General features: G+C 70.9%; 10 protein-coding genes, 1 tRNA gene, 1 pseudogene and 1 riboswitch. Of the genes and pseudogenes, 7 read left to right on the top strand and 5 right to left on the bottom strand.

What is annotated here, in order from left to right; all coding sequences use genetic code 11:
* Nucleotides 1-45 precede the first annotated feature (45 nt).
* Nucleotides 46-336: a DUF1876 domain-containing protein gene (locus ACFY0T_RS15385; protein ID WP_388869570.1), complete on the top strand. Its 291-nt coding sequence runs from the start codon at nucleotides 46-48 to the stop codon at nucleotides 334-336.
* 598 nt (nucleotides 337-934) lie between these two features.
* Here ACFY0T_RS15385 and ACFY0T_RS15390 read toward each other — a convergent pair.
* A tRNA-Arg gene (locus ACFY0T_RS15390) sits at nucleotides 935-1,007 on the bottom strand.
* A 310-nt stretch (nucleotides 1,008-1,317) separates the two neighbouring features.
* Between ACFY0T_RS15390 and ACFY0T_RS15395 the strand changes: the two genes are divergently transcribed.
* The 4 genes from ACFY0T_RS15395 to ACFY0T_RS15410 all read left to right on the top strand — a co-directional run bounded on the left by ACFY0T_RS15395 (nucleotide 1,318) and on the right by ACFY0T_RS15410 (nucleotide 7,277).
* The gene (locus ACFY0T_RS15395) at nucleotides 1,318-2,925 is read left to right on the top strand and encodes a dynamin family protein (protein ID WP_388869572.1); all 1,608 of its coding nucleotides are present in this window, start codon (nucleotides 1,318-1,320) and stop codon (nucleotides 2,923-2,925) included.
* Nucleotides 2,926-2,930: 5 nt separating this feature from the next.
* Complete coding sequence (locus tag ACFY0T_RS15400; RefSeq protein WP_388869575.1) at nucleotides 2,931-4,943, top strand: GTPase; 2,013 nt, start codon at nucleotides 2,931-2,933, stop codon at nucleotides 4,941-4,943.
* Between the two features lie 194 nt (nucleotides 4,944-5,137).
* Nucleotides 5,138-5,608, top strand: coding sequence for a single-stranded DNA-binding protein (locus tag ACFY0T_RS15405; RefSeq protein WP_388869577.1), 471 nt, complete (start codon nucleotides 5,138-5,140; stop codon nucleotides 5,606-5,608).
* Between the two features lie 259 nt (nucleotides 5,609-5,867).
* Nucleotides 5,868-7,277 (top strand): Cys-Gln thioester bond-forming surface protein, encoded by a 1,410-nt coding sequence (locus ACFY0T_RS15410; protein WP_388869580.1) that lies wholly within the window; start codon nucleotides 5,868-5,870, stop codon nucleotides 7,275-7,277.
* Between the two features lie 155 nt (nucleotides 7,278-7,432).
* Here ACFY0T_RS15410 and ACFY0T_RS15415 read toward each other — a convergent pair whose 3' ends face one another.
* Nucleotides 7,433-7,792 (bottom strand): winged helix-turn-helix domain-containing protein, encoded by a 360-nt coding sequence (locus tag ACFY0T_RS15415; RefSeq protein ID WP_388869583.1) that lies wholly within the window; start codon nucleotides 7,790-7,792, stop codon nucleotides 7,433-7,435.
* Between the two features lie 115 nt (nucleotides 7,793-7,907).
* Nucleotides 7,908-8,149: riboswitch (cobalamin riboswitch) on the top strand.
* 27 nt (nucleotides 8,150-8,176) lie between these two features.
* Between ACFY0T_RS15415 and ACFY0T_RS15420 the strand changes: the two genes are divergently transcribed.
* Nucleotides 8,177-9,409, top strand: a complete 1,233-nt coding sequence (locus ACFY0T_RS15420) for a HoxN/HupN/NixA family nickel/cobalt transporter (RefSeq protein WP_388869586.1) — start codon at nucleotides 8,177-8,179, stop codon at nucleotides 9,407-9,409.
* Here the strand turns inward: ACFY0T_RS15420 and ACFY0T_RS15425 are convergent.
* Nucleotides 9,308-10,066: a YcnI family protein gene (locus ACFY0T_RS15425; RefSeq protein ID WP_388869589.1), complete on the bottom strand. Its 759-nt coding sequence runs from the start codon at nucleotides 10,064-10,066 to the stop codon at nucleotides 9,308-9,310. The two genes, ACFY0T_RS15420 and ACFY0T_RS15425, sit on opposite strands and share 102 nt — an antisense overlap.
* A 30-nt stretch (nucleotides 10,067-10,096) precedes the next feature.
* Nucleotides 10,097-10,684 (bottom strand): hypothetical protein, encoded by a 588-nt coding sequence (locus tag ACFY0T_RS15430; RefSeq protein ID WP_388869592.1) that lies wholly within the window; start codon nucleotides 10,682-10,684, stop codon nucleotides 10,097-10,099.
* A 128-nt stretch (nucleotides 10,685-10,812) separates the two neighbouring features.
* On the opposite strand from ACFY0T_RS15430, the pseudogene ACFY0T_RS15435 reads away from it, so the two are divergent.
* Nucleotides 10,813-11,168, top strand: a pseudogene (locus ACFY0T_RS15435) (hypothetical protein); the annotation flags it as partial.
* A gap of 141 nt (nucleotides 11,169-11,309) precedes the next feature.
* Here the strand turns inward: ACFY0T_RS15435 and ACFY0T_RS15440 are convergent.
* Nucleotides 11,310-12,134 (bottom strand): glutaminyl-peptide cyclotransferase, encoded by an 825-nt coding sequence (locus ACFY0T_RS15440; protein WP_388869595.1) that lies wholly within the window; start codon nucleotides 12,132-12,134, stop codon nucleotides 11,310-11,312.
* Between the last annotated feature and the right edge of the window lie 44 nt (nucleotides 12,135-12,178).

A 12,178-nucleotide genomic window follows, 5' to 3' on the forward strand; every position in this document is an offset into this window, starting at 1 on the left:
GACACTCTGGTACTAGGGGCTGGGCCCGCCCCGGAGGTGATCGTGATGACACAGGCACAGGCACAGGCACGGACCGCTGTCGGATGGCATGTCGAGCTGGAATTCGAGGAGGACGACCACCGCACCCGCGCTGCCGCCCTCGTACGTCTCCCCGATGGGAACGAGGTACGCGCCCACGGGTACGCCAGCCGCCACCCCTCCGACGCTAATCAGCCAAGGGTCGGCGAGGAGGTCGCGGGCGCGAGGGCGCTGAACGAGTTGGCGATGAAATTGCTGACCAAGGCGCACGACGAGATCGACGAGGCGTCGGGTCGGACATCTCGCCCACTGACCTGACCCGATCCGGTCGGACAGCGATTGCGGGCCGCCGCAGGGGCGCTGCCCCGGCGGCGGCCCGCACCGCGCCCGCTCGACTTGAAGCTGAGCCCCGCATGCCGCCACTGCAGCCTCCTCCACACCAAAACCGCCAAGCTCTTCGGCTCGACGAACGAAGAGATCCAGGAGGCAGTGCACTGCGCGAAGGCGAGCCTGGGCTGGAGCGCGTACATCAAGGGCATGCGGGAGGACTACGACCAGTTCGCCGCCGAACTGTCCCAAGTCGTCGGCTACGTCCGCTCCCGGTCAGCCCGACCCGACGGAACCGGCAGCCCGCCCATGGAACGGGAACGCATCCGCCCGACCGTCCCCAGAGGCACGTTCCACGCCTACGAACCGGCGGCCCTGATGGCCGCGGCCGCCCGCTTCGCCACGGAGTCCGCTCCCACGGGCATCCCCGCCGAATCCCTCGACCAGCTACGCCAGTTGCTCGACGACTACGACCGTCAGGTCCGCCGGCTCGGAGCACCCCACCCCGGCGCGCGACACGCCGGGGAATCAGCCATCACACGCCGGAGGGACCAACAAAAAACCCTCCCAAAGGGAGGGTGGGGAGAGGCGCCCCCGGCAGGACTCGAACCTGCGGCCAAGCGCTTAGAAGGCGCCTGCTCTATCCACTGAGCTACGGGGGCCGGGTGTGGTGGCCGGTGTCCTGGTGCCCGGGTGTGGGCTGATCCCTGACCTTGCCGGGGACAAGGATAGAGCTCCCGCATCCCTGCCCCTCGCGCTTCGCCTCCGTGGCTCGATGTGGAGGTTCGGTGAAGCGGTCCTGATAATCGCAGGCGGGTACGAATCGTGCACCGCTTTTGGCGTCTCACGCATCGGGTGTTGTGCACTCGTTATGCCTGCGCCCCAGTCATCCCTTCCGCCCCGTGTGTCCTGTCGGCGCGCAGACATACTCATATGCTTCAGAAAGCCTCCAAAATTGGGCATTCTTCGCATGTGGTGACCTTGGACGTACGGCCTCAGCTGCTCGACGCACTCTCCGCCCTGCGCGACCGTGTCGCCGCCGCACGCTTCCCGCTGCCCCTGGCGGGGGCTCCACGCGCGCGTGCCAACCGCGACGAACTGCTCGCACAGCTCGACGACTATTTGGTGCCCCGGTTGAGAGAACCCGAAGCACCGCTCCTCGCCGTCATCGGAGGGTCCACGGGCGCGGGCAAGTCGACCCTCGTCAACTCCCTTGTGGGGCGCCGGGTCAGCGAGGCGGGCGTACTGCGGCCGACGACCCGTACGCCGGTGCTGGTGTGCCATCCGGAGGACCATCACTGGTTCAGCGGGATGCGGGTGCTGCCCGACCTCACGCGCGTGTGGGTGCCCCATCAGGAGCCCGGCGACGACCTCCCGGCGCTTCCCGAACGCGGGGAGCGGGTGCTGCGCATCGAGACCGCCGACACACTCCCCCGCGGCCTCACCCTCCTCGACGCGCCCGACATCGACTCCCTGGTCGCCGACAACCGCGTACTCGCCGCCGAACTGATCTGCGCGGCCGACATCTGGGTCATGGTCACCACGGCCGCCCGGTACGCCGACGCCGTGCCGTGGCATCTGCTGCGTACCGCCAAGGAGAACAAGGCGACCCTGGTCACCGTCCTCGACCGAGTGCCTCACCAGGTGGTGTCCGAGGTCTCGCGGCAGTACGGCGCCCTGCTCACCAAGGCCGGACTCGGCGAGGTGCCCCGCTTCACCGTGCCCGAGCTGCCCGAGTCCGCCTGGGGCGGCGGCCTGCTGCCCGCCAGCGCCGTCGCACCGCTGCGTACGTGGCTCGTACACCAGGCACAGGACCCGGGAGCCCGGCACGCGGCGATGGCGCGTACCGCCTACGGAGTCCTCGACTCGCTGAAGTCGCGGATGCCCGAGCTGGCCAGCGCGGCCGCCGCGCAGTACGCCGCGGCCCTGCGGCTCACGGCGGCCGTGGACGGGGCGTACGACAGCGAGCACGCGCGCGTGCGGGGGCGTTTGCAGGCCGGCGCCGTGCTCTCCGGGGACGCGCTCAAGCGCTGGCGTGCCTACCCCCTCGACTGCAGTGCCGACGAACTGCTCGACGCGCTCGTCGAGAGCCTGAGCGCCCTGCTGCTGTGCGCCGTCACGGCGGCCGACGAGCGCGTGGACGAGGCGTGGCGGCGCGAACCGGCCGCGCGCGCTCCAGGGCTGACGGACCGTGATCCGACGCTGGAGAGTGCCGAGCACCGGATCGGGATGACCGTACGACGCTGGCGGCGCGTCCTGGAGGAGTACGCCGAGGACGAGGTGCGCGACCTCGACAAGAGTGTCGCGCCCGACCCCCAGGTGGTCGCCGCGCTGGTCGCCACCGCGCTCCTGGGCGGGCGCAGGGCGCGGTCCGCGGGCGAGGGGCTCGCGGAGCGGATCGGGGCGCACGGCGCGCTGCGGCTGCGCGACCGGGGCGGCCGACTGCTCACGAGCTACCTCGACAAGGCCCTGCACACCGAGCGCGAACGCCGTCTCGCGCCCCTCGACGCGCTGGACGTCCATCCAGAACCCCAGGCCGAACTCATCGCCGCGCTGTCCGTACTGCAGAAGGAGAGGTGACCGCGGTGACTGCCGTCACTGACCACACGGATCACGCCGACCGTCCCGGAGACGACCACCCCGAAGACGACCTCTCCGAGGAGGCCTCCTCCGAAGAGGGCACTTTCGAAGAGAGCACTCCTGAAGAGGGCGATCTCGAAAGCGGCCTCCCCAGGGAGGCGGCTTCCGAGGAGCAGACCCAGGAGAGCACCGGAGGCAGCGAGCCCTGCGAAGCGGGGGTCCCCGAGAGCGCCGCCTGTGGCGACAGGCACGCGCGCGTGGAGCACGACGACCGTCCGGAGGACGGTGCCACGTCCGCGCGCGCGGAGGGCGGACCCGTCTGGGACGACGGGCTCATCGCCCGGCGCGTCTCCGAGACGGCCACCGGGCACGAGACGCCGGTCGTGGAGACCAGGACGGTCGTACAGACCCCGCCGGCCCCTCTCGCGTACGACGGACCGCTGCGCTCACGCCTGGACGCGCTCCGCGAGCTGGTGGGCCTGTCGCGCACCCGGCTCGACAGCAGGACGCTCGCCGGGGCGAGCCGGGTACTCGACGAGGCGGCGGCGCGCCGCAAGCTCTCCGGGGAGCACACCGTCGTCGCCATCGCCGGGGCCACGGGGAGCGGCAAGTCGCAGCTGTTCAACGCGCTCGCCGGCGTGGCCATCTCGGAGTCCGGCGTGCGCAGGCCGACCACCGCGGCACCCATCGTGTGCAGTTGGAGCGACGGCGCGGCGACGCTCATCGACCGGCTCGGGATCCCCGGGCGGCTGCGCAGACGTCCGCTGCAGAGCCCGGAGGCAGAGGAGCAACTACGCGGTCTGGTCCTGGTCGACCTGCCCGACCACGACTCCGCCGCCGTCCAGCACCGCGAACACGTGGACCGCATCCTGGGGCTCGTCGACGCGGTCATCTGGGTCGTGGACCCGGAGAAGTACGCGGACGCCGTCCTCCACGAGCGCTATCTGCGGCCCATGGCCGGGCACGCGGAGGTCATGTTCGTCGTCCTCAACCAGGTGGACCGGTTGCCCGGAGAGGCCGCCGACCAGGTCCTCGACGATCTGCGGCGGCTGCTCGACGAGGACGGGATCGCGCTCGGCGAGTACGGCGAACCGGGCGCGACCGTGCTCGCGCTGTCCGCACTCACCGGGGACGGCGTCGGCGAACTGCGCGAGTCGCTGGGGCAGTTCGTGGCCGAGCGCGGCGCCGCCGCGCGCCGGATCTCCGCCGACGTGGACGTGGCCGCCGCGCGGCTGCGGCCCGTCTACGCGACCGGGCGGCGGGTCGGGCTCAGCGAGGAGGCGCGCGACGAGTTCGCGGCCCGGCTCGCGGACGCGGTGGGTGCCGTCGCGGCCGGCGAGGCGGCCGAGCGCGCCTGGCGCCGCAACGCCAACCGCGCCTGCGGGACACCCTGGCTACGGCTGTGGCGCTGGTTCCAGCTCCGGCGCGAACCCCCGACCGGCCGGCTGCTCGTACGGGCCCCCGCGGACGAGGAGGCCACGGCACGCCAGCGCGTCGAGCAGGCCGTACGGACGGTCGTGGACCGGGCGGTGTACGGGCTCCCCGCGCCCTGGGCGCAGGCCGTGCGCGAGGCGGCCGTACGCGGGGCGCAGGGGCTGCCCGAGGCGCTGGACGAGATGGCGGCACGCGCCGTGACCCCGGTGGGGCGTCCGCCGCGGCCCGGCTGGTGGCCGGTCGCCGTGCTGGCACAGGCCTCCATGACGATCCTCCAAGTCATCGGCGGGCTCTGGCTGGTGGGGCAGATCATCGGGGTCATGTCGCCGAACCTCGGAGTGCCGGTGCTGCTGATGGTGGCGGGCATCATCGGCGGTCCGGCCGTCGAGTGGAGCAGCAGGATGGCGGCGCGCGGGCCGGCCCGGCGCTACGGGCTCGAAGCGGAACGTCGGCTGCGCGAGGCCGCCGCCGGGTGCGGGAGGGCCCGCGTACTGGATCCCGTGGCCGCGGAGCTGCTGCGCTACCGGGAGGTGCGGGAGCAGTACGGGCGGGTCACGCGGGCGGCGTCCGCGCCGGTCGGCTAACTCCGTCGAAGCTGTGCGGCGGGCTCCGCCGAAGCTGTACGGCCGCACCCTGTCGGGTGACGCGGTTTTCCACAACCAGCCGGTAGCCCACAGTGCTCAGCGGGCTCGGCCCGGCGAAGGCAGTCTGAACTCGCGGCGATCGCAGCGCATGCGATCGCCGCGTCGGACGGATTCGTACGGGAGAGGGGTTCGCGATGAACGAGACGATGGTGTGCGTGGTGGGGAACGTCGCGACGCAGCCGGTGTACCGCGAGCTGTCGACGGGAGCGTCGACGAGGTTTCGGCTGGCGGTGACGTCGCGCTATTGGGATCGCGAGAAGAGCGAGTGGACCGACGGACACACCAACTTCTTCACGGTGTGGGCCAGGAGGGCTCTCGCGACGAACGCGGGGGCGTCCCTGTCAGTGGGCGATCCGGTGGTCGTGCAGGGGCGGCTGAAGGTACGCACGGAAACACGCGACGGCCAGAGCTGGACCTCGGCCGACGTCGAGGCGGCGGCGATCGGACACGACCTCTCGCGGGGCACGTCCGCCTTTCGACGGGCGTCCAAGGGGGACACGGGACCGGCTCCGACACCGCAGCCGGAGCCCAGTTGGGAAACGGAGCCACAGACTCAACCCGAAGCGGCGTCCCAACAGCAGCCCGAGCCCGCTGGAGTGACGTGATGTCAGGATCGCTCGCGACCTGACCGAACTGCGGCTTATCGACAAATGCGTTCCGAACGGTCCCCATGGATTTGTCGATAAGCCCAGCTCACAGCTGTGTACGCGATAACGATTCCGAGTCGGATCGGTTATCCGATGGGATGACTGGGGAACGTGGTGCGCCGGATCTTTAGGATGCCGGGCATAGCTCTCGGGGCTTCTGATTCTGCTGGCGGGACCGTCCCCCCATGTCAACGGGTCCTGCGCGAAGGGGAATTCTGTGTTTTCTTCGTTCTCTGCGTTGTCCGCGCGCAGGCGAGGGGCCACCCGCCTCGCCGCCGCGACGTTGGTGTCAGGGCTCGTCGCCGCGGGGGCGATCGCCGCCGCCGGTACGGCCGTCGCCGACGAGACCCCGCAGAGCCTGGGTGGTGCGACCGCCACCATAGGTGACCTGAAGACGTACGGGTCCGCGGTCATCCATGACAACGGCGAGGACTCGTGGGTGTCCGCGGGGTTGTTCGAGATGTCCGTCGACAACGGCGGCACGCTGCAGACCTACTGCATCGACATCCACAACCCGACGCAGCGGGACGCCAAGTACCAGGAGACCCCCTGGAGCGGCACGTCGCTCAGCGGCAACAAGGACGCGGGCAAGATCCGCTGGATCCTGCAGAACTCCTACCCGCAGGTGAACGACCTCGCGGCGCTCGCCAAGAAAGCCGGCGTCGGCAGCCTCACCGAGCAGGACGCGGCAGCCGGCACTCAGGTGGCCATCTGGCGGTACTCGGACGGCGCCGACGTGGACGCGGTGGACCCGCAGGCGGAGAAGCTCGCGGACTATCTGCAGAAGAGCGCGCGGAACCTGGCGGAGCCCAAGGCCTCGCTGACCCTCGACCCGGCCGCGGTCTCCGGTCACGCCGGCGAGAAGCTCGGCCCGGTCACGGTGCACACGAACGCGGACAGCGTGACAGTGACGCCGCCCTCGGACGCCACCGCCGGCGGGGTGAAGATCGTCGACAAGAACGGCAAGGCGATCACCTCCGCGGTCGATGGCGGCCGGCTCTACTTCGACGTGCCGAAGGACACGGCGGACGGTTCGGCCTCGCTGACCGTGCAGGCGTCCACCACCGTGCCGGTCGGCCGCGCCTTCACCTCGGAGACCCGCAGCCAGACGCAGATCCTCGCGGGTTCCAGCGAGTCGACGGTGTCCGCGACGGCGACCGCGAACTGGGCGGAGGAGGGCGCGATACCGGCCCTGTCCGCGGAGAAGAACTGCGCCGAGGGCGGCGTGGACATCACGGCGGCCAACGAGGGCGACGAGGCGTTCACCTTCGAGCTGATGGGGATCCAGCACACCATCGAGGCGGGCAAGTCCCAGACGGTGACCATCCCGCTGCAAGAGGACCAGGCGTACGACTTCACGATCAACGGTCCGAACGGCTTCACGAAGCGCTTCAAGGGCGTGCTCGACTGCAAGACCCAGGGCGGCGCGAAGGACATCACCACCCAGACGGTCAGTGAGCCGAGCCCGGCGACGGTGGGCGGCACCTCCACCGGAGGCACCGACCTCGCCGAGACCGGCGGCTCCAGCGCGACCCCGATCATCGCGGGCATCGCCATCGCCCTCGTGGTGATCGGCGGCGCGGCGGTGCTCTTCGTCCGCAAGAAGAAGGCGTCGGCGCAGGACTGAACAACACGGCACCTTGGCAACTCAACAGTGAGTGACCGCAGCACGGTGACTCCGTGAGCCCGCGGCCCCGGCCCGCCCCCAGGCGTCCGGGGCCGCACCCTTTCCGTGCCCTTCACGCCTTCCGGGTCCCATCCGACCCGTCAGCCAGGGACGGCTCAGCCCGCGTCGGACACGCAGTGTTCGAGAAGTTCGGCGGTCGGGCCGTCGGTCACCCGGTAGCGCACGACCCGCCCGTCCTTGTCGCCCTCGACCACCCCGGCGGTGCGGAGCAGCCGCAGAGCCTGGGACACGGCGGGGTCGTTCATGCCGGTCGCGATGGCGAGGTCGGAGACGGCGAGGGGACCGGCCCGGTGCAGGGCCAGGAGAAGGGCGAGGCGACGCGGGTCGGCGAGGAGGGAGAAGCGGTCGGCCCAGGTGCGTACGTGCCCGGGCTCACCGATGGCGGCAACGGCGTCGCAGACCCGGTGGCCGTCGATGGTCCGGCGGTCGGGGCGCTCGGCGGGGACGAGGTGCATGGGGGTCATCTTCGCAGGCGGCCGCCGGACACTCCGGAGCACCGTCGCACCGGCGGCGTATGTGATCTTCCATACCTGCGCAGCTGTGCAGCTTTGCAGGGGACCCCCGCCACCCATACGGTGAGCGGGCCGTGGTGCTCGGGAAGACCGGTGACGGCCCCTCAGGGGCCCAGACCGGAGCGGCCCTCGCCACTGTGATCGGGGAGTTCCCGTCCCGTGCCGCCGTCGGGTGGCGCCACTGGCCGCTAGGCCGGGAAGGCAGGGGCGGGCACGTCGACCCTTCCCCCAAGCTCTCGGCTTCGCTCGAGCAGGGGGGACCCCCATGCCAGGAGACCGGCCACGGCATCTCACGAACTGATCCACGAGGTGCTGGAGCGTGACCGCATGAGCCTGCCCACGCAGTCGTCCCCACCCGCCACCGGGTTCCGCTGGCGGCGCGAGGACACCGTCCGAACCGCCGTACTCCTGGCCGTGATCGCCGCGCTGCATGTCATCGCGTTCGGCATCCTGTTCCTGCTCGTCGTGCCGGAGCACTACGAGGTCGGATCCAAGGCCTTCGGCATCGGCCTGGGCGTGACCGCCTACACCCTGGGCATGCGGCACGCCTTCGACGCGGACCACATCGCCGCGATCGACAACACCACGCGCAAACTGATGGCCGACGGCAAGCGGCCGGTGTCGGTGGGCTTCTGGTTCGCGCTCGGCCACTCCAGCGTGGTGGTCGTGCTCGCCGCGCTCATCGCCGGCGGCACCCAGCTGGCCGGGCGGATCATGAACGAGGACTCCCGTACGCACCAGGTACTCGGAGTCATGGGCACGACGGTCTCCGGGTCCTTCCTCTACCTCATCGCCGCCCTCAACCTCGTCGCGCTGATCGGCATCCTGCGGGTCTTCCGGGCGATGCGCGCGGGTACGTACGACGAGGCGGAGCTCGAACAGCACCTGGATTCCCGGGGGTTCATGAACCGCATCCTCGGCCGCTTCACGAAGTCCATCACGCGACCCGGGCAGATGTTCCCGCTGGGCTTCCTCTTCGGGCTCGGCTTCGACACCGCCACCGAGGTCACGCTGATGGTGATGGCGGGCAGCGGCGCGGCGGCCGGGCTGCCCTGGTACGCGATCCTGTGCCTGCCGCTGCTGTTCGCGGCGGGGATGAGCCTGTTCGACACGCTGGACGGCACGTTCATGAACTTCGCCTACCAGTGGGCTTTCTCCAACCCCGTGCGCAAGGTCTTCTACAACCTCACCATCACCGGTCTGTCCATCGCGGTGGCCTTCTTCATCGGCACGATCGAGCTGGTGGACGTCCTGCACGAGAAGCTCGATTTGCGCGACGACGTGACCGGCTGGATCGCGGGGCTCGATCTGGACAACGTCGGGTACATCATCGTCGGCCTGTTCGTGGTCGTCTGGGCCGCGGCCATCGCGTACTGGCGGCTGGCCAAGGTCGAGCAGCGGTGGGCTGCCGCCTCGCCGACGGAAGTGGAGACCGGCGGGGCGGCAGCCGAACAGCGGCTAGGAGCGGGCGCCGCGGCCGCGCGCGAGGGCGAATCCGGCCGCGACCAGGCCGAGGACGCCCACGACCAGGCCCGCGATGCCCAGACCACGAGCGGTTGAGTCACTGCTCTTGTCGCTCGCGGCCGAGTTCTTGGCAGCCGACCCCGAGCCCGACGACGAGGCCGCGGGGGAGGACTTCCCGGAAGAGTCGTCGGAAGAGTCCTCCCCCGCGGCCTTGGCGGTCAGCGTGAGCACCGGCGCCGGGTTCTCCGGCTCCTCGCCGCCCTTCGGCGTCTCCTCGATCCAGCGGACGACATTGCCGTCCGAGTAGGTCTGCAGCGTCTTGAAGCTCAGCTGATCGGTGTCGTCCGGCAGTTGACCGAACGCGACATTGAAGTCCTGGTACTCGCCGTGGCGGATCCGGCCGCCGGTCCAGGTGATCTCGGAGACGGCGTCGGTGATCGTGCCGTCGTCCGTCTTGACGGGCGTCTTGAGCTTGGTGGTCGTCACCTTCGCGGTCCAGCCGTCCTGCGGAGTGACCAGGACACCCAGGACCGGGTGGTCGGTGGGCAGGAAGACCTGCACCTTCGTGGTGCTGGCGGTGTCCTCCTCATTGGGGACACGGAAGGTCAGGACGCCGTCCGTGGCGCCCTTGGCGTAGCTCTCGGGGTGGACCGTCACATGCGCGAACGCCGCGCCCGCGGCGGCCAGGACTCCGGCCGTGGTGAGGGCGGTTACAAGGCCGGCTCGGCGCAGGGTGGTGCGTATCGGGGACATCAGGGGAACTCCGTACTGGTGTTGATGCGGTCAGGGCGTGTACGCGAGCCCTGCCGGCGGTCCCCGACGGGAGACGGCGTGCCGCAGCAGCACCTGCCGCAGCGGCCGCGGCTCACCGGCGTTCCGGCATACGACGTCCCAGCGCGCCCGTGCGTGCGACGGTCCCGTCCGCACCCGCCACCACGCCGCGAGCCCCGGCACGAGCGCCACGGCCCAGCGCAGCAGGGACCACAGCGCGGCCTCGCCACGCCGCAGCCACCAGGTGGCGAGCAGCGCGGCGGCCACATGCGCGGCCGTGGCGTGGGGCGTCATGGCGTGTGCGTGCGGGTGCATCATGTGCGCCCCGTGCATGGTCATCGCCATGCGCGGCCGGGCAGCCTCGAACCCTAGGTGGAGTCCGGCCTGCGCGGCCAGCATTCCGCCGCCGATCCCCAGTAGGGACCGCTCCCGGCCGCCCAGCAGACAGCCGACCGCGAAGACGACCAGGAACCCGGCGCCGTCCGCCGAGAGCGGCGGTGCCTCCCCCGTCGCCAGCGCGTGTCCCCCGGCGGCCAGCAGCACACACAGCACGGCGAACACCGCCGCGCGCAAGCTCCGTACCGCCAGGGACGCACTCATGGAGCCCAGATACTGCCACGGGGAGCGAGCGGCCGTCGCGGCTTCCCCAGGAGCCGCCTCCTCCCGTGCGGCCGGGGTGCCCTGTCGGGGCTCGGGCAGGGGCCGGCTGAGCCGGGGAGGGACCTGACATGCAGCTTCGCTGTGCCGTGCTGGACGACTTTCAGGGCGTCGCGACCGAGATCGCGGACTGGTCGCCGTTCGCGGACGAGGTAGAGGTCATCGGCTTCCGCACCCGCCCCCAAGCACTCAACTCCGGTCGAGCAGGGGGACCCCCGTCACGGACAACGACGCACTGGCCGCCGCGCTCGCGGACTTCGACATCGTCGTCACCCTGCACGAGCGGGTTCCCTTCCCGGCGTCGCTCCTGGCCCGGCTGCCCCGGCCGAAGCTGCTGATCGCCTCCGGAATGCGCAACACCGTGATCGACTACGCGGCCGCCGAGCCGCACGACGTGACCGTGTGCGGCAGCCCGAGCTTTACGACCGACGGCGAGTAGCCCCGAGCGATGCCGCCGGCAATGCGATCGGTGATGAGCAGGGGAACAGGCCATCAACCAGGCGGCCAGGTCCCTGCACGTGACCGGCAGCGGCCGACGTGCACGGGACGTCCCCGCGCGGGGCTGCCCTCATCCGGCGACGAACACGACGCGGTACATCTTGGGCCACCACTTGCCGGTGAGAAGGAACTCGTCCGTACCGGGCACGGCGGCGATACCGTTCAGAACGTCTGCATGCCTCTGCTCCTCCGCGTTCAGCAGGGGCGCGACCGAGATCTCACCGGTCACCGCGCCGGTGTCGGCGTCAATGCGCACGATCCGGTGGGACGGCCATACATTCGCGTACACACTCCCGCCGACGCACTCCAGCTCGTTCAGGCGTGCCACGGGACGCCCCCGCGAGGTGACGGTCACCTCACCCGTTCTCGCCAGCGTCCTCGGATCCCGAAAGACGAGCCGGGAGGAACCGTTGCTCGTCACCACACGGCCGCGGTCCCGCTGGTAGCACATGCCCCAGCCGTCGTCTTCGTAGCGGACCCGCCTCAGTTCGACCAGCGTCCGTGCGTCACGCTCGACCGCGATGCCGTTCCGCCACGTGAGCTGCCACAGCGTCCGCCCCAGGACGGTGACGCCCTCGCCGAACAGCGGAGCCGGCAATTCGACACGGACGGCAGGAGTCTTGCCGGGCGGCCCGGCGCGAAGGGACGAATGCCCGGCCAGGCCCGTGCCCTCGTAGAGCCTGCCGCCGGCCATCTCCAGGCCCTCCGTGAAGGCCCTTGGGTCGTGAGGGAGGGTTTCGAGGACCTCCGCCCGCAACTGCTCGGGGCCTCCCTCGGCCGCTCCGCGGACGTACGAGACACGGTCCACGGCTCCGCTCCCCGCCCGCCAGGGGTGGGCCAGGACACCGCCGACCAGCAAAACGGCCGCAACACGAACCACGAGCTTGAGCCGCATGGCTTCACCCTTAACGTGATGGTCTGCCGGAAAGAACCGTCGCG

It is taken from the genome of Streptomyces sp. NPDC001530, assembly GCF_042894545.1.
In the GTDB taxonomy this organism is placed as follows: domain Bacteria; phylum Actinomycetota; class Actinomycetes; order Streptomycetales; family Streptomycetaceae; genus Streptomyces.

Coding starts and splice junctions, on each gene's coding strand:
- ACFY0T_RS15385 (WP_388869570.1), top strand. CDS start 46: ATGACACAGGCACAGGCACAGGCACGGACCGCTGTCGGATGGCATGTC.
- ACFY0T_RS15405 (WP_388869577.1), top strand. CDS start 5,138: ATGAACGAGACGATGGTGTGCGTGGTGGGGAACGTCGCGACGCAGCCG.
- ACFY0T_RS15415 (WP_388869583.1), bottom strand. CDS start 7,792: ATGCACCTCGTCCCCGCCGAGCGCCCCGACCGCCGGACCATCGACGGC.
- ACFY0T_RS15420 (WP_388869586.1), top strand. CDS start 8,177: ATGAGCCTGCCCACGCAGTCGTCCCCACCCGCCACCGGGTTCCGCTGG.
- ACFY0T_RS15425 (WP_388869589.1), bottom strand. CDS start 10,066: ATGTCCCCGATACGCACCACCCTGCGCCGAGCCGGCCTTGTAACCGCC.
- ACFY0T_RS15430 (WP_388869592.1), bottom strand. CDS start 10,684: ATGAGTGCGTCCCTGGCGGTACGGAGCTTGCGCGCGGCGGTGTTCGCC.
- ACFY0T_RS15440 (WP_388869595.1), bottom strand. CDS start 12,134: ATGCGGCTCAAGCTCGTGGTTCGTGTTGCGGCCGTTTTGCTGGTCGGC.